Source organism: Solilutibacter pythonis (assembly GCF_003697345.1).
GTDB classification, from domain to species: domain Bacteria; phylum Pseudomonadota; class Gammaproteobacteria; order Xanthomonadales; family Xanthomonadaceae; genus Solilutibacter; species Solilutibacter pythonis.
Map to the genome: position 1 here is coordinate 1 of NZ_RFLY01000004.1, position 20,285 is coordinate 20,285.

At 68.9% G+C, this 20,285-nt stretch carries 25 protein-coding genes and 1 pseudogene; 17 read left to right on the top strand and 9 right to left on the bottom strand.

Annotated elements, in window-relative coordinates; all coding sequences use genetic code 11:
- The 3 genes and pseudogenes from EBB59_RS13725 to EBB59_RS03450 all read left to right on the top strand — a co-directional run.
- A pseudogene (locus tag EBB59_RS13725) lies at positions 1-923 on the top strand (hypothetical protein); the annotation flags it as partial.
- A 13-nt stretch (positions 924-936) separates the two neighbouring features.
- The gene (locus EBB59_RS03445; protein ID WP_122100762.1) at positions 937-1,548 is read left to right on the top strand and encodes a hypothetical protein; all 612 of its coding nucleotides are present in this window, start codon (positions 937-939) and stop codon (positions 1,546-1,548) included.
- 240 nt (positions 1,549-1,788) lie between these two features.
- Positions 1,789-1,983 (top strand): hypothetical protein, encoded by a 195-nt coding sequence (locus tag EBB59_RS03450; RefSeq protein ID WP_122100763.1) that lies wholly within the window; start codon positions 1,789-1,791, stop codon positions 1,981-1,983.
- 3 nt (positions 1,984-1,986) lie between these two features.
- Here EBB59_RS03450 and EBB59_RS03455 read toward each other — a convergent pair whose 3' ends face one another.
- The 6 genes from EBB59_RS03455 to EBB59_RS03475 are packed head-to-tail and all read right to left on the bottom strand — an operon-like array spanning position 1,987 to position 5,058.
- Positions 1,987-2,583 carry a LolA-related protein gene (locus EBB59_RS03455; RefSeq protein WP_170156548.1) on the bottom strand — a complete coding sequence of 199 codons (597 nt, stop codon included), beginning with the start codon at positions 2,581-2,583 and terminating at the stop codon, positions 1,987-1,989.
- On the bottom strand, positions 2,546-3,565 hold the full coding sequence (locus tag EBB59_RS03460; RefSeq protein ID WP_122100765.1) for a lysophospholipid acyltransferase family protein: 1,020 nt from the start codon (positions 3,563-3,565) through the stop codon (positions 2,546-2,548). The genes EBB59_RS03455 and EBB59_RS03460 overlap by 38 nt, the downstream gene beginning before the upstream one ends.
- Positions 3,562-3,849 carry an ApeI family dehydratase gene (locus tag EBB59_RS03465; RefSeq protein WP_122100766.1) on the bottom strand — a complete coding sequence of 96 codons (288 nt, stop codon included), beginning with the start codon at positions 3,847-3,849 and terminating at the stop codon, positions 3,562-3,564. Before EBB59_RS03465 ends, EBB59_RS03460 begins: the two co-directional genes overlap by 4 nt.
- A complete protein-coding gene (locus EBB59_RS13400; RefSeq protein WP_147455493.1) occupies positions 3,846-4,073 on the bottom strand; it encodes a hypothetical protein in 228 nt (75 codons plus the stop codon). Before EBB59_RS13400 ends, EBB59_RS03465 begins: the two co-directional genes overlap by 4 nt.
- A complete protein-coding gene (locus EBB59_RS03470) occupies positions 4,070-4,762 on the bottom strand; it encodes a ketosynthase (RefSeq protein WP_158601697.1) in 693 nt (230 codons plus the stop codon). The genes EBB59_RS13400 and EBB59_RS03470 overlap by 4 nt, the downstream gene beginning before the upstream one ends.
- A gap of 23 nt (positions 4,763-4,785) precedes the next feature.
- Positions 4,786-5,058 carry a phosphopantetheine-binding protein gene (locus EBB59_RS03475; RefSeq protein WP_122100768.1) on the bottom strand — a complete coding sequence of 91 codons (273 nt, stop codon included), beginning with the start codon at positions 5,056-5,058 and terminating at the stop codon, positions 4,786-4,788.
- Between the two features lie 137 nt (positions 5,059-5,195).
- Here EBB59_RS03475 and EBB59_RS03480 point away from each other — a divergent pair, with 137 nt between their 5' ends.
- The 7 genes from EBB59_RS03480 (at position 5,196) to EBB59_RS03510 (ending at position 10,423) form a co-directional block, all read left to right on the top strand.
- Positions 5,196-6,515: an NAD(P)/FAD-dependent oxidoreductase gene (locus EBB59_RS03480; RefSeq protein ID WP_122100769.1), complete on the top strand. Its 1,320-nt coding sequence runs from the start codon at positions 5,196-5,198 to the stop codon at positions 6,513-6,515.
- A gap of 11 nt (positions 6,516-6,526) precedes the next feature.
- Positions 6,527-7,513 (top strand): chorismate transformation FkbO/Hyg5 family protein, encoded by a 987-nt coding sequence (locus EBB59_RS03485; protein WP_425451792.1) that lies wholly within the window; start codon positions 6,527-6,529, stop codon positions 7,511-7,513.
- A gap of 65 nt (positions 7,514-7,578) precedes the next feature.
- Positions 7,579-7,827, top strand: a complete 249-nt coding sequence (locus EBB59_RS03490; RefSeq protein WP_122100771.1) for a hypothetical protein — start codon at positions 7,579-7,581, stop codon at positions 7,825-7,827.
- A gap of 28 nt (positions 7,828-7,855) precedes the next feature.
- Complete coding sequence (gene hemB / locus EBB59_RS03495) at positions 7,856-8,848, top strand: porphobilinogen synthase (protein ID WP_122100772.1); 993 nt, start codon at positions 7,856-7,858, stop codon at positions 8,846-8,848.
- A 4-nt stretch (positions 8,849-8,852) separates the two neighbouring features.
- Positions 8,853-9,299 carry a GNAT family N-acetyltransferase gene (locus EBB59_RS03500; protein ID WP_158601698.1) on the top strand — a complete coding sequence of 149 codons (447 nt, stop codon included), beginning with the start codon at positions 8,853-8,855 and terminating at the stop codon, positions 9,297-9,299.
- Positions 9,300-9,302: 3 nt separating this feature from the next.
- Positions 9,303-10,166 (top strand): shikimate dehydrogenase, encoded by an 864-nt coding sequence (aroE, locus tag EBB59_RS03505; RefSeq protein WP_122100773.1) that lies wholly within the window; start codon positions 9,303-9,305, stop codon positions 10,164-10,166.
- Positions 10,167-10,168: 2 nt separating this feature from the next.
- Positions 10,169-10,423 (top strand): YkgJ family cysteine cluster protein, encoded by a 255-nt coding sequence (locus EBB59_RS03510; protein ID WP_122100774.1) that lies wholly within the window; start codon positions 10,169-10,171, stop codon positions 10,421-10,423.
- A 320-nt stretch (positions 10,424-10,743) separates the two neighbouring features.
- Here the strand turns inward: EBB59_RS03510 and EBB59_RS03515 are convergent, their stop codons facing one another.
- Positions 10,744-11,295: a gamma carbonic anhydrase family protein gene (locus EBB59_RS03515; protein ID WP_122100775.1), complete on the bottom strand. Its 552-nt coding sequence runs from the start codon at positions 11,293-11,295 to the stop codon at positions 10,744-10,746.
- 32 nt (positions 11,296-11,327) lie between these two features.
- Between EBB59_RS03515 and xth the strand changes: the two genes are divergently transcribed.
- Entirely contained in the window at positions 11,328-12,101 is a 774-nt protein-coding gene (gene xth / locus EBB59_RS03520; protein WP_122100776.1) for an exodeoxyribonuclease III, read from the top strand.
- Between the two features lie 105 nt (positions 12,102-12,206).
- Here the strand turns inward: xth and EBB59_RS03525 are convergent, their stop codons facing one another.
- Positions 12,207-12,458, bottom strand: coding sequence for a GlsB/YeaQ/YmgE family stress response membrane protein (locus EBB59_RS03525; RefSeq protein ID WP_122100777.1), 252 nt, complete (start codon positions 12,456-12,458; stop codon positions 12,207-12,209).
- A gap of 265 nt (positions 12,459-12,723) precedes the next feature.
- Between EBB59_RS03525 and EBB59_RS03530 the strand changes: the two genes are divergently transcribed.
- Entirely contained in the window at positions 12,724-15,057 is a 2,334-nt protein-coding gene (locus tag EBB59_RS03530) for a TonB-dependent hemoglobin/transferrin/lactoferrin family receptor (protein ID WP_158601699.1), read from the top strand.
- A gap of 7 nt (positions 15,058-15,064) precedes the next feature.
- Here EBB59_RS03530 and EBB59_RS03535 read toward each other — a convergent pair whose 3' ends face one another.
- Entirely contained in the window at positions 15,065-16,411 is a 1,347-nt protein-coding gene (locus EBB59_RS03535; protein WP_122100779.1) for an AMP-binding protein, read from the bottom strand.
- Between the two features lie 63 nt (positions 16,412-16,474).
- On the opposite strand from EBB59_RS03535, the gene EBB59_RS03540 reads away from it, so the two are divergent.
- From EBB59_RS03540 to EBB59_RS03560, 5 genes are all read left to right on the top strand, one after another.
- Positions 16,475-17,065, top strand: coding sequence for a 4'-phosphopantetheinyl transferase family protein (locus EBB59_RS03540; RefSeq protein WP_122100780.1), 591 nt, complete (start codon positions 16,475-16,477; stop codon positions 17,063-17,065).
- Positions 17,062-17,712 (top strand): 16S rRNA (guanine(527)-N(7))-methyltransferase RsmG, encoded by a 651-nt coding sequence (rsmG, locus tag EBB59_RS03545; RefSeq protein WP_122100781.1) that lies wholly within the window; start codon positions 17,062-17,064, stop codon positions 17,710-17,712. The genes EBB59_RS03540 and rsmG overlap by 4 nt, the downstream gene beginning before the upstream one ends.
- 83 nt (positions 17,713-17,795) lie before the next feature.
- Positions 17,796-18,596 carry a ParA family protein gene (locus EBB59_RS03550; protein ID WP_122100782.1) on the top strand — a complete coding sequence of 267 codons (801 nt, stop codon included), beginning with the start codon at positions 17,796-17,798 and terminating at the stop codon, positions 18,594-18,596.
- The gene (locus EBB59_RS03555; RefSeq protein ID WP_122100783.1) at positions 18,593-19,495 is read left to right on the top strand and encodes a ParB/RepB/Spo0J family partition protein; all 903 of its coding nucleotides are present in this window, start codon (positions 18,593-18,595) and stop codon (positions 19,493-19,495) included. The genes EBB59_RS03550 and EBB59_RS03555 overlap by 4 nt, the downstream gene beginning before the upstream one ends.
- Before the next feature lie 46 nt (positions 19,496-19,541).
- A complete protein-coding gene (locus tag EBB59_RS03560; RefSeq protein ID WP_122100784.1) occupies positions 19,542-20,267 on the top strand; it encodes a glycosyltransferase family 2 protein in 726 nt (241 codons plus the stop codon).
- Positions 20,268-20,285: the final 18 nt, after the last annotated feature.

Sequence of the window (20,285 nt, forward strand, 5' to 3'; positions counted from 1 at the left end):
ACCGCACCTGGGCAAGCCAACAAGCCGGCCTGCGGGAAATGGCCGCGATGGCGGAAATGGCGCGCGCCCACCCGACCCCGACGCCCAGCGACCTGCGCAGCCAGGTGGCCGGGGCCTACGCCCGCGCCGGCTTGCAACGCAACGATGCCGAGATCGACGCGGCCACCACGGCGGTATCGCAGCGCCACGCGCAAGACGGTACGACCCAAGCGCAGGCGCCGTATTTTCTGCAAGTGCAGGCCGATGGCGCCCTGGCCACCATCAGCGGCCAGAACGACCAGCGCATGGAGATTCGGAGCGTGGTCACGCCCGAGGAGATCGCACGGGCGCGGCCCCAGCCCCCCACGGTCTCCGACCCGCCACAGCCCGCCGCGCCGTTGCCGCCGGTCATGCCTTCGCGCGGGGAAACACAGCCGAGCGCGCCCGCGCCACGACAAAGCCACGGATATCGCAGCCCCGCCTCGCCACAGGCGGGCGGCCATCACGACGATGCGCGCGAGGCGGCGGCGCAAACCGGACAAACGGCCGAGCTCGCCCCCCAACAGCCAGCGGCGCTGACGCAACAGGCGATTATCGAAGAACACGCGCGCCTGGCCGCCGAGCACGAAGAAACCCGCCGCCAGGAGGACGCACGCGAACAGGCGCGCAACCCGCAGGCGGCTGACGAACAGACCCAAGCCGGGCCACCCAACCCGTGGGATGAAACACTGGCGGGCCGGTATATCAATCGCTACATGGCGGCGCTGGAACGCGGCGACGAAGCGGAAATGGACAGGCTGGCGGATATTTACGCGCAGACGCCGCAGTTCAAGGAATGGGAAGCCTGGGGGCAGGAAAACGCACAGCGACTGGCGCTCGAAGAACAACAGCAGCAACAGCAACAGCAACAACAAGAACAGCACCACCGCGTGCTGATCCGCTGACGAGGGAGACACCATGCAGCACGATGACCCCGTGAAAGAACTGAGAGACATGGCTGCCTATCTGCAAAAAGTCACAGGCCAGATCCTCACCTATCAGGCGCAGCAGAAAAAATATCTTGAAGCGCAATCGAAAAAACACGACCAGCAGATCCATTCACTTTCCCAGGCGGCGCAGTCGGTGTCCGGGAGTGCGGGGATGGTCGTCAGCACCGCCTCCAGAGGCATCCGGGAACAAACACGCGACGCGATCATGGAAGGCGTGGGGCAGGCGTTCGGCCGTATCCGCGACGAAGCGAACCCGGCGCTCCGGGAATTACGCGACACCACCGCCGGGCTGGCCGCCGAAAGGAGGCACCTGGCTCAGGACCGGCTCAGTTTTGCCTGGATCGGGCTAGCCTGCCTTGGTATCGGCGCGGTGCTCGCGGCCATCGGCTCGGGCACTTACAGTTGGGCGAAGTTGAAGGAAGCGAGGCAGGCGGAACAAACGCTGGGGCATTTGCGAGCATTATCCGCGTTGCAAATCGCCCGCTGCGGGGAAAACTATTGCGCCAACGTCAATTTGAAGGAAAAGATCAGGCACGACGGAAAAACGTACTACCAGATCGTCCCGCGACCACCCGAGTAAATACGCGCCGGGCGTCACCGTGGCGCGTTGACTGGCAAGGCCGGCACAGAAGCCCGGCCCGCCGGAAATACGCGCCGGCCCTGGCAAAGCGCCTGCCGGCAGACTTACCGGGCGGCATGGCAACCACGCCTGGCCGCCATGCGTGGATTTACCGGCAGGCCGAATCGCACAACGCAGTACGCCGCCTCGAAAGCATTGCGAAACCGAGTATCCGATTCCATCTTCCCCACTGGATTACCAATGAAAATACTTGCCCCGCCCATGCTCTGTCTCGCGCTTGCCGCGTGCGCCGCGCAACCGCCGCCGCCACCGGAGCGGCACGACGAGCTGCGCAAGGCGATCGAAGCGCCGCTGGGCGAGGCGAAACAGGCCGAGGCGATCCAGCGGCAGGCCGAAGCCGAACGCCGCCGGCAGTTGGAAGCCGCCACGCAATAGATTTCAGCCGCCGCCGTGACAGGCGCGCTCGACGCGGGCGGCATCGGCGCCGGCCGGCAGGGCGCGCGCGGCGCTGGCCAGCAGGGTGCGCTGGATTTCGCCCCCCGCCACGGCGCGCGTCTCGATGCAACGCAGCTCGGCGCCGCGTCCGTACAGGGTGATGTCCTGCAAATGGCGCTTCATCGCCGCGTCCTTGGGCGTCATGCGCATGCGCCAGTCCTCGCGGCGGCCTTCCGTCCGCAATGCGAATACGCGGGCGATGGCGGCGGTGTCTCCGGAAAGCAGCGCGCCGAAGCCGGACTGCAACCCGGCCAGTTGCGGCGCGCGGGTGAGAGCGAAGCTGCGCGCCGGGCCGTTGCCGCGCACGATGCGGGCGTTGCCACCCTTGATGGTGGTGGTTTCCGCGTAGGGCGCGCGCACCTCGCGCACCAGGGTCTGGTCATCGGGGCGGCGGTATTCGCCGCTGATACGCAAGGGGTTCTTCAATAGCCGCGAGCTGCGCAGTTCGACGAAATCGGTACGCATCGGCGCGGGGCGCGCCAGTTTCGACAATATCCAGTCGCTATCGACCGGCGTCGTCGTGCTGGCGGCCACCGCCATCGGCAATACGGCGGCGCAAAGTACGGCGCTGCACGGCGGCATCCTCCAGCGCTCGCGGCCCGGCGGCGTCATCGGCTTCCCAGAAGTCATAGAAATTGAACCAGTTGTAAGGGGCGTCGCGCGCCATAGTCTCCAGCCGCCCGGCATAACGCTGAATGAGCAGGGACAGCGCCTTGGCCCGGTCGGCTCGCGGGATATCCACCACACCCGGCTCGAAGGTCTCGAAGCGCAGGTCGTAATGGCGGCCGCCGCGATACAGGCCGAAGCCCAGCGCCACCGGCACCTTCAACACGGCGGCCAGCAGCCAGGGCGTGGTGGGGAAGCGCGCGTGGCCGCCGACGAACGGGGCCGGCAGTGAAGGTTCGTCGGGGCGAGCGCGGTCGACCAGCATCGCCACCAGCGCGCCTTCATCGAGCGCGCGCTTCATCTCCATCGCCACCACGGGGCCGTCCTGGGCGGCATCGATGATGCTGGCGGCGAGCGTCGGGTTGAGCGCGTCCAGCAGCCGGGTCAGCGCGGGGTTCTGCGATTTGTCCAGCACCACGCGGAGGATGTAGTCCGGGCGCCGCGTCGCCAGCACCCGCAGCACGTCGAAACTGCCCAGATGGGAGCCGAACAGCAGCACGCCGCGGTTCTGGTCGAGCAGGGCGTGCAATTGGTCGAGGCCCCGCACGTCCACCTGGTAGCGATCGAGATCGCCGCCGAGCAGGAATACCCGGTCGAGGATGGTCGAAGCGAAAGTGTGGACGTGCCGGGCGCCGTCCCGCAGCGTGGCCGGCCGGCCCAGAACGCGGCCGAGCCAGGCGATCGAGGCGCGCCGCTCCGGCCCGCGCTTCCACAGGAAGTAGGCGGTGATCGGCCACAACAGCGGCCGGGCCACCCGCCAGCCGAGGCGCTTGGCGATGGTACGGATGAGCCACAGGGCGAAGAAGCCGCCCCCTTCGGGCCGGGCTTTCCAGTCGCGGCTGGTCTGTATGCTCATGCCGCCGCCAACTCGCCGCTGGCGATCAGCGCGTCGCCACGCAGCACGCGGAATCGCCAGCGCCGTGGCGCGACCTCGGACAGTTCGACCCTTGCCGCCTGCCCCGGCAGCAGCGGCTGAAGAAACTTCACCTGCGGCAGGCGCAGCGCCGGCAGCGCGCCCTGCCGGGCTTCCAGCGCGCGCAGTGCTTCATCCAGAATCACCACGCCGGGCACCACCGGCTGGCCGGGAAAGTGCCCGGGCAAGCAAGGATGCGCGTGCGGGATGACGAAGTGGTGGCTCATGGCCGCGACACCCCGCGCGAAGGCCCGCCGTCACCCACCGACGCCAGCCCGGCCCGGAATGCCCCCGCGCCCGGCATCAAGGCGCGCCGGAACGCGGCAGGCGGCAGGCGGCCGCGTTGCCCGCGCGATTCGCCACGCGGCTTGGCCGGTAGGTTTCCTTGCGCGGCGGCGGCGCGACCATCCGGTATCGCGCCGAAGGCGCCGACTGCAACCCGCCCACTCATTTCAACAACTCGCGCCAGGTATCCGGGCCGAGCGCGGCCATGCGCCGGGCGAAGTCCAGCGGACTTTTGTAGCGGCCGGGGAAACGGCGCGCGCGATAGGCGTACTCGAACACGAACACCAGCCCGACCAGACCGTAATTGAACCCATTGGCGAACCACGACCACTGCGCCTCGCTCACCGTCCACGGCACCGCCACGTCCAGTCGCGCCAGCAGGCCCACCCGCTCGGCGACCAGCGCCAGCCCCAGGTTGACCAGCGCCAGCAACGCCAGCACGCACGTCCACACGATGGTCAGCCCGCGCGAATAGCGGTACAGCTCGGGCGACAACTCGCTGGCCGGCACCCGCTCCATCGCCGCGACGATGCGGGTGATCAACGGCACCTGGCCGCGCCGCAGGGTACGCGCGAACAGCCCGCCGAACAGGCCGACGAACACCACCGGCACCAGAAGCGGCCCGATGCCGAGCCAGCCGGCCGACACCCGCCCGGCCTGCGCCAGCAGCACAGCGGCGGCGGCCAGCGCCAGCCAGGCCCAGGCCCGGCGCGCCGACAGCCCCGGCAACAGCAGCAGCATGACGATCACCAGCAGCGCCAACGCGTTCAGCCAGACGAGCCCCAGGATGGCCGAGAAATGCGCCAGCAGCAGATAGACCAGTACCAGCAGCGGGCGCAGCCACCACGCATCCACCGGCGCCGCCTCCACCGACCCGCTCAGCCGCCGGCCTTGTTCTGCTGGACGTGCCCGGACAGCGCGCGCAGCGAGGCGAAGATACGGCGGTTCTCCTCGCTGTCCGAACGCAGTTGGAAGCCGTACTTCTTGGAAATGGCCAACGCCAGCTCCAGCGCGTCGATCGAATCCAGGCCCAGGCCGGCGTTGAACAGCGGCGCTTCGGGATCGATCGACTCCGGCGCCACGTCCTCCAGGTTCAGGCTTTCGACCAGCAACTCGGCCAATTCGCGTTCGGCGGCGGTTTGGGTGGACATCGTTCAGGCTTCCCTATTCGTCGAGATCGTGCGCCCCGCTGACGCGGGTCAATGCGGAAGAGTAAGCGCGCGCTATCATCCGCGCCACTCCCGGCGCGGGCCGCTCCCGTTCAGGCCGGTTTTTCCACGCTTTCGACATGCCCGATTCCATTACCGCTCCCGCCCTCCCCGCCATCGCCACCGATGTCCTCGTCATCGGCGGCGGCCCGGCCGGCAGTTGCGCCGCCGCCTTCCTGGCGCGAAAGGGCTGGCGGGTGACGATGCTGGAAAAGGATCGCCACCCGCGCTTCCACATCGGCGAATCGCTGCTGCCGATGAACATCCCGATCCTCGAACGCCTGGGCGCGCTGGAGAAGGTGCGCCAGGTCGGGCTGCTCAAACTCGGCGCCGATTTTCCCGCCGAAGACGGCAGCTTCAACGTCTTCGATTTCGGCAGGACCCTGCGCGAGACCGCCGGCTACGCCTTCCAGGTCAAACGCGCCGAGTTCGACCAGGTGCTGTTCGAGCACGCGCGCGAAGCCGGGGTGGACGCCCGCGAGGACACCGCCGTCGAACGGGTCGAGTTCGACGACGACGGCGCCATCACCGTGCACGCAGGCGGCCGGCGCTGGCGGCCGCGCTACCTGCTCGACGCCAGCGGCCGCGATACCTTTCTTGGCGCCAAGCTCAAGCTCAAACGCAAGAACCCGCGCCATGCCTCGGCGGCGGTGTTCAGCCACTTTCGCGGCGCGGCGCGGCGCGAAGGCCGCCACGCGGGCAACGTCAGCATCTACCGCCACGCCCACGGCTGGGTATGGATGATCCCGCTGCCGGACGGCAGCATGAGCGTCGGCGCGGTGTGCTGGCCGGACTACCTCAAGACCCGTCGCGGCGACACCGAAAACTTCCTGATGGAAACCCTGGCGCGGGTGCCGGAAGTCGCCGAGCGCATGCGCGGCGCCGAGCGCGTCGCGCCGGTACACGTCACCGGCAACTACGCCTACGAATGCACGCGGATGCACGGCCGCCACTGGACGATGATCGGCGACGCCTACGCCTTCGTCGATCCGATGTTCTCCTCCGGCGTGTTCCTCGCCATGCACAGCGCCGAGCAGAGCGCGCTGATGGTCGATGCGATCCTGCGCGCGCCGGCGCGCGAGGCGACGCTGCAACGGCGCTTCCAACGCGCCTTCGATACCGGCCTCGACGAATTCAAATGGTTCATCTACCGCTTCACTTCGCCGGCGATGGAAGCGCTGTTCTCCGCCCCCCGCGACATCATGGGCGTGGAGCGGGCGATCGTCTCGATGCTGGTCGGCGATATCTTCGATGCCCGCCCGGTGCTGCGCCGGCTGCGGATTTTCCGCATCATCTACGCCCTGACCGCCCTCGGCATGCTGCCCGGCGCCTGGCGTGCCTGGCGTCACCGGCGCCGGCAGGTGGCGGTGGAAATGCGCGAGGAGACCCTTCAGGGATGATGCGACACACCATGCAAGCCCCCACCCGCCACCCGCATCTACAAGTGGATTACGTCGCCGCGGGCGACCCTCGGCGCTGGCTGGCCCAGGACGACGTGCTGGCGGCATTCGGCTTTGGCCCGCAAGCGCCGACCAGCGACGACCCGCGCTGGCTGCGGGTACCGCTGGCCCCATACGGCGCGCCGCTCATGGAAGTCTGGCGCGCGCACGCGCCGGTGGCGCACGGCCGCGACGGCGACGTGCAATGGGCCAGCGACGACGAACTGCTGTTTGGCGCGATCGAAGTCGCCGAGAGCGAAAACGGCATCCGCGAGGCCGCCCGCCACGCCTACGCCCGGCTGGGCGAATTCGTCGCCGCGCGCGGCTTCCCGCACCTGCTGCGGATCTGGAACTATCTCGACGCCATCACCCACGGCGAGGGCGATGCCGAGCGCTATCGCGAATTCTGCGTTGGTCGCGCGGCGGGCCTGGGCGATTTCCGCACCGCGCTCCTGCCCGCCGCCACCGCCATCGGCCGTTGCGACGAAGCCCGCGTGCTACAGATCTACTGGCTGGCCGCCAAGGCCCCGGGCCGGCCGGTGGAGAACCCGCGCCAGGTCAGCGCCTATCGCTACCCGCGCCAATACGGCCCGCAGCCGCCCAGCTTCGCCCGCGCCATGCTGCCTCCCACGGTCGACCACACCCCGCTGCTGCTCTCGGGCACCGCCGCGGTGGTCGGCCATGCCTCCCGCCACGAGGGCGAACTGCTGAAGCAGATCGAGGAAACCTTCGTCAATTTCGATGCCCTGCTCGCCGCCGCGCGCCTGCGCCAGCCGGCCCTGCCCCCGGCCTTCGGCGCCGGCACCCGGCTCAAGGTCTACGTCCGCGACGCCGCCGACCTGCCACTGGTCGCGCGCGCGCTCGACGAACGCCTGGGCGCTCACGTGCCGCGCCTCGTCCTGCACGCGGCGATCTGCCGGCGCGAGCTGGCGGTGGAGATCGACGGCGTTCACGGCTGAAGCCTCATGCCGGCATCGCGCGCGGCATGCGAGGATGCCGAACGTCATCGACTTGGAGTGGAAACATGGGCGCGATCAGCGTGATCTGGGGCATGCTGGCCTTGTCGTGGATGGTGCTTTCGCTCATCCCGCTGCTGGGCTGGGGCAATTGCTTCATGATCCCGTTCGCCGCCCTGGGCGCGATCATCTCCGCCATCGGCCTGCTCTTCACCCGCCCGGAAAACCACGGCCGCGCCAAAGCCGGGTTGTGGCTGAATCTGGTGGCGATCGGCGTCGGCGCGCTCCGCCTGTCGATCGGCGGCGGCCTGCTGTGAGACCGGCCCGCGCGCGTACAATGGGCCGATGAGCTACCCCTACATGCGACCGCGGCGGATGCGCCGCGACGATTTCTCGCGGCGGCTGATGCGCGAGACGGTTCTGACCCCCGACGACCTGATCTACCCGGTTTTCATCCACGAACCGGAAGGCCGCGCGCCGGTCGGCTCGATGCCCGGCATCGAACGGCTTTCCATCGACGAACTGCTGAAGGTCGCCGAGGAGATGTGCGAACTCGGCATCCCCGCCATCGCCCTGTTCCCCGTCACCGCGCCCGAGGCCAAATCGCTCGGCGCCGAAGCCGCCTGGGCGCCCGACGGCCTGGTGCAGCGCGCGGTGCGGGCGCTGAAATCGCGCTTCCCGCAACTTGGCGTCATCACCGACGTCGCGCTCGACCCCTACACCTCGCACGGCCAGGACGGGCTGCTCGACGCCAACGGCTACGTGCTGAACGACGAGACCGTCGAAGCGCTGGTGAAGCAGGCAAGCTCGCACGCCGAAGCCGGCGCCGACATCGTCGCGCCCAGCGACATGATGGATGGCCGCATCGGCGCGATCCGCAGCGAACTGGAGGCCGAGGGCCGCATCCACACCCGCATCCTGGCCTACAGCGCCAAGTACGCCAGCGCCTTCTACGGCCCGTTCCGCGACGCGGTGGGCAGCGCCGGCGCGCTCGGCAAAGGCCACAAATTCACCTACCAGATGGACCCGGCCAATGCCCACGAAGCACTGCGCGAGGTCGATCAGGACATCGGCGAAGGCGCCGACATGGTCATGGTGAAACCCGGCATGCCCTACCTCGACATCGTGCGCCGGGTGAAGGACGAATTCGGCATGCCGACCTTCGTCTACCAGGTCAGCGGCGAATACGCGATGCTGAAGGCGGCCGCGCACAACGGCTGGCTGGACGAACGCGCCTGCGTGCTGGAAGCGCTGACCGGCTTCAAGCGCGCCGGCGCCGACGCGGTGCTGAGCTATTTCGCGCTGGATGCCGCGCGCTGGCTTGGTGAGGCGCGCTGAACCGATGGCCACCCACGCACTTTCGATTCGCCACGCCCGTGGCGAGGACGCCGCCGCGATCTCCGCATTGGCCGGCCAGCTCGGCCACCCCACGAGCGAGGCCGACATCGCCCGCCGCCTGCGCAAGCTGCTGGACGACCCCACCCAGGCGGTGTTCGTCGCCTGCGACGAGGACGACCGCGTACACGGCTACATCGCCGCCGAACAACGCCTACTGCTGGAAACCGGCGCGCTGGTGGAGATCGTCGCGCTGGCGGTGGATGCCGAACTGCGCCGTGGCGGCGCCGGCCGCGCGCTGGTCTCGGCCGCCGAGCTATGGGCGTACAAGCGCGGCGTCAACCGCCTGAGCGCGCGCGCCGACCTGCCGCGCGAGGCGGCGCACGCCTTCTACCCCGGCATCGGCTACGCACCGGAGAAGACCCAGCACTGCTACGCCCGCCACCTGGCCTGACCCATGGGCCTGCCGCATTACGCCGTACTCGGCCATCCCGTCGCACACTCGCTTTCGCCGCGCATCCATGCCGCGTTCGGACGCCAGTGCGGTGTGCCGCTGACCTACCTCGCCATCGATACCGCCAAAGCCGGTTTCGCCATCACCCTGGAGCGTTTCGCCGCCGCCGGCGGCATCGGCGCGAACGTCACCGCGCCGGACAAAGCCGAAGCCGCCGCGCGCTGCGACCAGCTTGGCCACCGCGCGCGCAAGGCCGGCGTCGTCAATACCCTGTCGCTGCGCGATGGCCGCTGGGAAGGCGACAACACCGATGGCGCCGGCCTGGTGCGCGACCTGCGCGAACGCCGCGGCCTCGACCTGCACGATCAGCGCGCGCTGCTGATCGGCGCCGGGGGCGCGGCCCACGGCGTGGCCCCGGCCCTGATGGAAGCCGGGCTCGCTCAACTGGTCATCGCCAACCGCACCCGCCACCGCGCCTACGACCTGCTCGACCGGCTCTACGACCCCGCGCGCCTGCGCGCCTGCACGCTGGCGGAACTGCCCGGGATGGGCGAATTCGATCTCATCGTGCAGGCCACCTCGGCCGGCCACGACGACCAACTGCCGCCACTGCCGGCCAGCCTGATCGGCGCGGCCAGCACCTGCGTCGACCTCAACTACGGCCGCGCCGCGCTGCCCTTCCTGGCCTGGGCCCGCGCGCACCACTGCGCCAACGCCATCGACGGTCTCGGCATGCTGGTCGAACAGGCCGCCGAAGCCTTCCAGCTCTGGCACGGCATGCGCCCGGACACCGACCCCGTCTATACCCAACTGCGCCTTTCCACCGGCGGCCCGGAAATGGCCACGGCCACGGGCCGCGAACACTGAAGATGGACTGCCGGCCCGGCTGCGCCGCCTGCTGCATCGCGCCCTCGATCACCTTGCCGATCCCCGCGATGCCACGCGGCAAACCCGCCGGCCTGGCATGCGGCCAACTGGACGATGCGATGCGCTGCCGCCTGTTCGGCAACCCCGCCCGGCCCGCCTTCTGCGCCACGCTGCAAGCCCGCGCCTCGATGTGCGGCGCATCGCGCGAAGAAGCGATGGCGAACCTCGAAACCCTCGAAATACTCACCCGCCCGTGAGGGCGTGCCCCTGAAACCCGGGCAAAAAAACCCATTGGAGGCGTTTCAATCTCCACGCCCTTGGGGCCGCCAGGAAAGACCGGGTGAGCGCGTCCGCGATGTACGGCTGCCGTGGCCGCGCAGGCCACTAAGAAATCAATACGCCCCCCATTTCCGGGCGTGGGTGGTTCACGGCCGCATGGGCCACTCGGAAAAGCTCGACCATCGCGATGGATGCGCCTCGCCGTTCGCGGCCGCGTGCGGCATCACCACACTTGTTTGCCCGCATCCAGCACGGGATGCGCCCGCACGCTTCAACACCCCGTCCACGGCGGTGGCGCTCACGGCTCGCGGCGTTTGCCAGTCAGATATTCGTCCTTCAACTTGACGTAGTGATTGGCGGAATAGAACAACGCTTCGATCTCGGCATCGCTCAACCGGCGGGCGAATTTCGCCGGGCTGCCCAGCCACATCTCCCCCTCGCCGACTTCCTTGCCCGGCGCCAGCAGCGCGCCGGCGCCGAGAAAACCGTGGCGGCGGATCACCGCCCCGTCGAGCACGATCGACCCCATGCCGACCAGGCAGGCGTCCTCGATCCGGCAGGCGTGCACGATGGCCTTGTGGCCGATGGTGCAATCGCTACCGATCACCGTGGCGAAGCCGCCCCGCCTGGCGTGCGGGCCGTCGTGGCTGACGTGGATCACCGTGCCGTCCTGCACGTTGGTGCGCGCGCCGATGCGAATGAAATTGACATCGCCGCGAATCACCGTGAACGGCCAGACCGATACGTCATCGCCCAGCGTCACCTCGCCGATCACCCGCGCCGTCGGATCGATGTAGCTGCGCGCGCCGATCACCGGCGTCTTGTCGAGGTAGTCGCGGAGGTTGTTCATGGCCGCGAGTGTACGCCGCTACACTGGCCGCCATGAAAATCGCAAGCTGGAACGTCAACTCGCTCAACGTGCGCCTGCCGCACCTGCTGCAATGGCTGGAGGGCTGCCGGCCCGATGTCGTCGGCTTGCAGGAGACCAAGCTGGAGGACGCGAAATTCCCCGCCGAAGCGATCCGCGAGGCCGGTTACGAGGTCGTCTTCAGCGGCCAGAAGACCTACAACGGCGTTGCGCTGCTCTCGCGCGTCGGCGCGCCGGAGGACGTGCAACGCGGCGTCCCCGGCTTCGACGATCCGCAGGCGCGGGTGATCGCGGCCACCGTGAAGGACATCCGCATCGTCAACCTGTACGTGGTCAACGGCCAGGATCTCGGCACCGACAAGTACGACTACAAGCTGCGCTGGCTCTCCGCCGTGCACGATTGGCTGGCGCGGGACCTTGCGCGCTGGCCGAGGATGGTCGTGCTGGGCGATTTCAACATCGCCCCGGACGCGCGCGACGTACACGACCCGCAGGTGTGGGACGACCACCACATCCTCACCTCGCGCGCCGAACGCGACGCCCTGCTTCGCCTCCAGTCACTGGGCCTCCACGATGCCTTCCGCCTGCACCACCAGGAGGCCGGCATCTTTAGCTGGTGGGATTACCGCCAGGCCGCGTTCCGCCGCAACCTCGGCCTGCGCATCGACCTGACCTTGGTGTCGGAAACGCTGTTGCCGGCCACGGTCGATGCCGGCATCGACCGCGAACCGCGCACCTGGGAACGGCCGAGCGACCACGCGCCGGCCTTCGTCACGCTGGCCTCGTAGCCGCCCGTCCGCTGCCCGTCCGGGCGTAGAGCTCGGCGGCGCATCGCCCAAACAGATGGGCCCGGCTTGCGCCGGGCCCGTTTCGTCTTCCGTGACGGCACGCGCTCAGCGCGCGCGTCCACGCGTGATCAGATTCACGATCAAGAGCAGGATGACCGCGCCGACCAGCGAGAACAGGAAAGTCGTCACGGTGATGGCCTGATTGATGCCGCCACCGAACAGAAAGCCCGAAATCATCGCGCCGACGATACCGACCACCACGTTGAGGATGATGCCCTGCTGGGCGTCGCGTTTCATGATGATGCTGGCCAGCCAGCCGACGATACCGCCCACGATCAACCAGATGATGAGATTCATTTGCCGAACTCCTTGGTAATTCCCGGCGAAGGAGAAAAATGGATTGGATGTCCCATGAACCCGCATGGGTACGCCGGGAAGCATGCGTGGGCAGGCGTGACGGGAGTGTCGAACCTCCGAAAAAAACCAAGCATATTCAGCAAGTTGCAGACACCGTGAAGATGTCTCCAGGTCCCGCCAGCCACTGGCCGGGGGACTCGCCGGCGTTTGCGGAAGGAAAATGAATGGGGGACAATTGATACTTATTATCATTTTCACCCACTCAATGAACATCTCCCCGCTGGCCTCGGCCATCCTCGTTTCGCTCGCCCTGTCATCGCTCTGCATCGCCCCGACCGCCTTGGCGCAATCGTCCCCGCCGGGCAAACCAACCGAGGCCGCCAGCGTTCTAACCCTCGACCGGTTGCGGGTGCATGGCGAGTCGCCGGCGCACGCCAACGTCATCGAGAAGGACGCCGAGGCGCTGTCCGAGGCCCGGGTCGCCGACGAACGCGACCTGCTGCGCCACGAAACCGGCGTCGGCGTGGTGGAAGGCGGGCGCTCCGGCTCCAACGGCTACAGCATCCGCGGCGTCGAGGGCGACCGGGTATCGATCACCGTGGATGGCCTGAGCCAGGCCGACAGCTACATTCCCGAGGTCTATTCCGGCTACGGCTATCTCAATGGCAACCGCAACACCACGGAGCTGGAGAACATCGGCTCGGTGCGCATCGAGAAGGGCGCGGACTCCTTCCGTACCGGCAGCGGGGCATTGGGCGGCTCGGTGCGCTTCTTTAGCAAGAGCGCCGAGGATTTCGTCCAGCCCGGCCAGCCGTTCGGCCTGCTGGCCAAGACCGGCTACTCCGGCAAGAACCGCGAATGGCGCTTCGTGCTGGGCGGCGGCGTGGTCAGCGGTGGCTTCCGGGGCGCATTGCAGTTCACCCGGCGCCACGGCCATGAGCTGAAGGCTTATGGCGACGGCCTGGACGTGGAAGGCGCCGAGCGCGGCCTGGCCGACCCGGTCGAGCGCGAGAGTCATTCGATATTGGCCAAGGCCGGCTACCGCTTCGGCGCCGCGCATCTGCTGGAAGCCAGCTTCGAAAACCGCGCGTTGGACATCGCCACCCACGAACGCTCCTATACGGACGTCTTCGGCGAGCGCCGGCTTTCGCTCGACACCTCGCCCTACCGCCGCCGGCAATTGCGTTATGCGTGGACGCCCGAATCCTCATGGCTCAAGGAATTCACCGCGGCCTACGGCGGCCAGTGGATCGAACAACACGCCATCACCCGCAACCACGAAGCCCGCGACCCACGACGCCGCATCACCCAGAAATACGACCGCAAGTTCACCCAGACGCTCGACCAGCTCGAACTGCGGCTCGACAGTCAAACGATCCGGGCCGGCCAATGGCGGCACCAGTGGCAGGCGGCGGCGGGCGCCAGCCACGGCTATTTCGAGAACATCAACCTCGATACGCTCTACGGCTACAGCGGCGCCGGCAGCGCCGATATCAAGCGCTATCGCATCGCCGACCCGGTGCGCACGCGCGCCGCGTTCCTGGCCCTGCAAGACCGCATCGAATGGGGCGACGCCACCTCGCTCGGCCTCGGCGCGCGCCACGACCGCTACCGCCATCAGCCCGAACCCGACGGCGCCAACCAGAACCGCACCACCTATTCACCCGAGCCACGGCAGTTCTCGGCCACCACCGGCTTCGCCCATCTCCGGCACGATCTCGGCCCGCACTTCAGCGTGGGCTACAAGGCCGCGACCGGCTTCCGCGCGCCGCGCGCCCAGGAGCTGTACTTCCAGTTCCAGCGCGGCCAGAACTACATCGTGCCCAATCCCGAACTGCGGGCGGAACACGCCTTCAACCAGGAAATCGAATTCAACCTGCATGGCGAGGCCGGCCACGCCGCGCTGAGCATCCATCACACCCGCTACCGGAATTTCATCGAGGAGCGGCACTCCCAGAGCCGCCAGCCCAACCCCTACTACGACCCCGCCAAGTGCCGGCTCTATCCCCTGCGCGATCTGTGCGACCCCTATCTGGTGGCCGAGCGTTTCCAGAACGTCAACATCGACTCGGCCACGGTCCGTGGGGTGGAGTTCGACGGCGGGCTCGACTTGCGGCGGACCATCGGCCTGCCCGAAGGCAGCCGGGCCTTGCTGAGATTCACCCATACCCGGGGCAGGACCGGCATCGGCGACGGCCTGCGCGCGATCCAGCCCTTCACCGCCGTGCTCGGGCTGGCCTATGCCCGGCCCGATGACCGCTGGCGGACGCAGCTGACGCTCCGCCATGTGGCGGCCAAGCGCGAACGCGACACGATCCGCACCGAATTCGGCTGGCGCGGCGAAGTCCGGCGCGCCGCGCCCTATCTCTCACGCGCCTACAGCGTGGTGGATATGGAAGCCGGCTTCCGGCTGGGCGCGCATTGGCGGCTGGACCTCGGCGTGGACAACCTGCTCAACCGCAAGTACAGCACCTGGGACAGCTTGCGCAGCATTCCGTCGTTCGGCAGCACCAACATGGTGGACAGGCGCGGCTACGGCCTGGAACGTTTCACCGCGCCGGGCCGCCATTATTCGATGGTGCTGCAAGGCCGCTTCTGAGGCCGGCTCAGCCGCGCTCGACCAAGGCCAGCAACGCCTGCCGTGGCAACTTACCGGTCTCGTTGCGCGGCAGCGCGTCCACCCGCACGATCCGGCGCGGCAGGAACACCGGATCGGCGACGCGGCGCATCGCGGCCAGGATATCGGCGTTCGCAAGCGACGCATCGGCCGCCACCACCGCCACCAGCCGCCGCACGCCGGCGGCGTCGGCATCGAGTTGCAGCATGGCCGCGTCACGCACGCCGGGGATCGCCTGCAAGCGGCGGGTGAGGTCGGCCATCGAGGCGCGCTTGCCGGCGATTTCCAGCAGATCGGCATGACGGCCGCGCAGCTCGAAGCCGTTGCCGTCATCCACCAGTTCCAGCAGGTCGGCCAGCAGCACCGGCGAGGGCAGCGAGGGGCGCGCGATGAGCGTGCCCCCGGGCCGCGGCGAGAGACGCACTTCGTCGAGCAGCCGCCAGCGGCTGGTTTGCGTGCTGCGGCGATAGGCGAAGACGCAGACCTCGGTGGCGCCGAAGACTTCGTGCAGCTCGGTGGCGAAGCGCGCCTCGGCGGCCTCGGCCAGCGCCGGCGTCAGCGGCGCGGTGGCGCTGACGATGCCGGCCAACGGCGGCAGCTCGACGCCCGATTCCACCAGCGCGTGCAGATGCAGCGGCGTAGTGACCAACAGACGCGGTTCGGCGCATTCGGCCAGCGCCTTCGCCACGTCCTGCGGGAAGAACGGCCGGCCCGGATGCACCGCGAACGGCCCCAGCAATGGCAGCAGCACCGACAGCTCCAGCCCGTACATGTGCTGCGGCGGCACCGTCGCCACCACATTGCCGCCACCACCGCAGAGGACTTGCAGCCAGCGCTGGTTGGCGGCATCGGTATGGCGCAGCGCGCCCCAGGTCTTGGGATGCGCCGAGGGTGCGCCGGTGGAGCCGGAAGTGAAGCCGATCATCGCCAGCCGGGCATCGGCGAGCGCACGCGGCGGCGTGTCGATGCCGGATTCCGCCGCCGCCACCCGATCCACGCGCAGATCGCAATCGATGCCATCGAGATCGGCCAGCCGGCTGCAACCGGGGTGGCGCGCGGCCACTTCCGCCACCGCATCGGCCGCGCGCGAGGGCGGCAGCAGCGTCACCTGGCCACGCACGAGCGCGGCACAGAACGCCAGCAGGAAATGATCGCGATGCTCACACAGGTTGATTACCGACGGCGCCTCCGGCAGACGCCCGGCCAACGCGGCCACGCGGCGGCGAAACCGCCCGCGCGTCATCGCCCGCGGGCCGCAGAAGAGCCATGCATCGTCATCGCCGGCCAGCCACTCGCCACATGCCGCGAGGGCGGATGAAATGATTTCGGCGGACATTCGACTTCCCTGTGGTGAAAGACAAAGCTTAGCGATTCCACGCACCAACGCTACGCTTGGGCGATGAGCGAAATCCCCGCGCACGTCTTTCTGCCGCATCGTCCGGGCCAGCCGGCCGAGCCGCTGGCGCGCGCCTGGCTGGCCACGCACTGGGCGCGCGACGCCGACAGCCTGCCATTGCTGCGCGACCACCGCGGCCGTCCGCGCCTCGGCCCGCCCATGTCGGATTTCGACGCCGGCTGGAGCCACAGCGGCGCGCACCTGCTGATCGCCGCCGCACACGGCCTGCGACTGGGCTGCGATCTCGAACGCGCCCGCCCACGCCCGAACGCCCTGGCCCTGGCGCGGCGCTTCTTCCACCCACGCGAAAGCCAATGGCTGGGCGACCTGCCCGCCGCCGCCCTCGACACCGCCTTCCTGCGCCTGTGGTGCGCCAAGGAAGCGGTGCTGAAAGCGCATGGACACGGCCTCTCCTTCGGGCTGGAGAAACTGTGTTTCGGCGATCGCGCCGGCCGCCTGACCCTGCTCGAATGCGATACCCGGCTGGGCGACGCCCGGGACTGGCGGCTGCATGAATTCGTCCCCGCCGAAGGCTATCTGGCCACGATCGCCTGGCAGCCGATCGACCCGCCGCCTGCGATACTGCCGCCATGACCGCTGCCCCGTTGCCCCCGGATACCGAACCGCTGCTGCGCGCCGGCCTGGCCCAATTGCGGCTGGACGCCGCCGCGCTGGCGCCGCCGCTCCTCGCCTACCTCGCTCTGCTGACGCGCTGGAACGCCACCTACAACCTGACCGCGATCCGCGACCCGCGCGAGATGGTCGGCAAGCACCTGCTGGACTCGCTGACGATGGCCCCTTTCGTGCCGGACGCGCCGCTGGCCGACCTCGGCACCGGGCCGGGCCTGCCCGGCATCCCGCTGGCGATCGCCCGGCCCGGCTGCGCGGTGACGCTGGTGGAATCCAACGGCAAGAAGGCCCGCTTCCTGCGCGAGGCGGTGCGCATGCTGAAACTCCCCAACGCGCGGGTGGCCGAAAGCCGCGCCGAACACCTGGCCGAAGCCGGCCAATACACCGCGATCACCGCGCGCGCGCTGGCCACGCTAGACAAGATCATCGAATTCGGCGGCCACCTGCTGGCCCCGGACGGCCGGCTGCTGGCGATGAAAGCCGAGACCGTGGCCGGCGAAGCCACGCGGCTGCCGGCGGGCTGGCGGCTGGAAGCGGTACACGATCTGAACGTGCCGGGACTGGCCGCGACCCGGCAACTGGCGGAGGTCAGGCGCGCGCCTCGCGCCTGACCTCCATCGCCTGGGCAGGCATAATGCGAAGTCCTGCGGCCGGCGCGACCGGACCGCCCCATGCCCCACAGGACATCCCGCACATGGCCCGAGTGATCGCGGTTGCCAACCAGAAAGGCGGCGTCGGCAAGACCACGACGGCGGTCAACCTCGCCGCGGCGCTGGCCACCGCGCCGCGCCGCGTGCTGCTGGTCGATCTCGATTCCCAGGGCAACGCGACGGTGGGCAGCGGCATCGACAAACGCGACATCGCCCATTCCACCTGCGACGTGCTGCTGGAGGAAGTGAACGCCAAAGACGCCATCCTCCACGCCGAGGAAGGCTACGCGATGATGCCGGGCAACACCGACCTGACCGCCGCCGAGATCGCCCTCATGGACGAAGCCGGCCGCGAACAACGGCTGAAGCGCGCGCTCGACGAACTGCGCGACGATTACGACTTCATCCTCATCGACTGCCCGCCGGCACTGTCGCTGTTGACGCTCAACGCGCTGACCGCCGCCGACTCGGTGCTGGTGCCGATGCAGTGCGAGTACTACGCGCTGGAAGGGCTGACCGCGCTGCTGCAAACCATCGAGGCGCTGAAGGCCAGGCTCAACCCGGCGCTGGAAATCGAAGGCGTGTTGCGCACCATGTTCGACGTGCGCAACAACCTGGCCAACGCGGTCTCGGCCGAATTGGTGCAGCACTTCGGCGAACAGGTCTTCCACACCATCGTCCCGCGCAACGTGCGCGTGGCCGAAGCGCCCAGCCACGGCCAGAGCATCATCGGCTACGACCGCGCCTCACGCGGCGGCGTGGCCTACCTGGGGCTGGCCGGCGAAATCCTGCGCCGCCAGCACGAGCGCGAACAAGCCCGCAAGGCCAAGGAAATTGCCGCATGAATGCCAAATCGCCCGCCAAGAAACGCGGACTCGGCCGCGGACTCGAAGCCCTGCTCGGCCCCAACGCCGCCGCACCGACCGCGCCGCTGGAAGCGCAGCCGGGCGACAAGCTGAAACGCCTGCCGGTCAAGCAATTGCAGCCCGGCAAATACCAGCCGCGCCGCACCATGGACGACGCCAAGCTCGCCGAGCTGGCCGAGTCGATCAAGGCCCAGGGCGTGGTGCAGCCGGTGGTGGTGCGGGCCATCGGCAAGGACAAGTACGAGATCGTCGCCGGCGAACGCCGCTGGCGGGCGACGCAGCTGGCCGGGCTGATCGAGATTCCCGCCGTGGTGCGCGAGCTGGACGACCGCACCGTGGTGGCGATGGCGCTGATCGAAAACATCCAGCGCGAAGACCTGAACCCGTTGGAAGAAGCCCAGGCGCTGCAACGGCTGATCGACGAATTCGACCTCACCCACGCCCAGGCGGCCGAAGCGGTGGGCCGCTCGCGCGCGGCGGTCTCCAACCTGCTGCGCCTGCTGGAACTGCCGGCGGACATCCGCGCGCTGGTGCAGACCCGGGCGATCGAGATGGGCCACGCGCGCGCCCTACTCTCGCTCGCGCCGCAGGCGGCCATCGCCCTGGCCAGGCAGGCCGCCGCCGAGCGCTGGAGCGTGCGCGAAGTGGAACACCGCGTGCAGCAACTGGCCGCCGGCAAAGTGGCCAGCGAGCCGAAGAAACGCGCCAAGCCACTGCCCTCGGCCGACATCGCCGCGCTGGAGAACGAACTCACCGAGATTCTCGCAAGCAAGGTCGCGGTGCAGCACGGGCGCGGCGGGCGCGGCAAACTGGTGATCCACTACGGCTCGCTGGAAGCGCTCGACGGCGTGCTAGACCGCCTGCGCAAACCGGCTTGAAACCCGCACCCGACACTCACCGCCCCACCGACGAAGACAGCCCCGCATGAAACAGCCGCCTGAGCTCTCGGTCGTGGTGCCGGTTTACAACGAAGAAGACAACGTCGCGCCGCTGGTCGGCGAAATCGTCACCGCCCTGCGCGGGCGGCTGCCATTCGAAATCGTCTACGTCGACGACCTGTCGAAGGACGCCACGCTGGCCCGACTCACCGCCCTCAAGGCGGAAACGCCGGAGTTGCGCGTCATCCGCCACCTGGAGAACAGCGGCCAGAGCACGGCGATCCGCACCGGCATCCAGGCCGCGCGCGCGCCCTGGATCGCCACCCTCGACGGCGACGGCCAGAACGACCCGGCCGACATCCCGAAACTGCTGGCCGAACGCGGGAAGGCATCGCCCGATACCCGGCTGTTCGCCGGCTGGCGGGTCGACCGGCGGGACTCCGGCTCCAAGCGCTGGGCCTCGAAATGGGCCAACGCGATCCGCGCCCGCATGCTGCGCGACGACACGCCCGACACCGGCTGCGGCATCAAGCTGATGGAGCGCGCGGCGTTCCTCGACCTGCCCTACTTCGACCACATGCACCGCTATCTGCCGGCGCTGATGCAGCGCGCCGGCTGGAAGACCCTCAGCGTGCCGGTCAACCATCGCCACCGCGCCAGCGGCGTATCGAAGTACAACAACCTCGACCGCGCGCTGGTCGGCATCCGCGACCTGCGCGGCGTCGCCTGGCTGATCGCCCGCGGCAAGCGCACCGCCATCGAGGAAGTCTGATGCCGCTGATCGCCATGC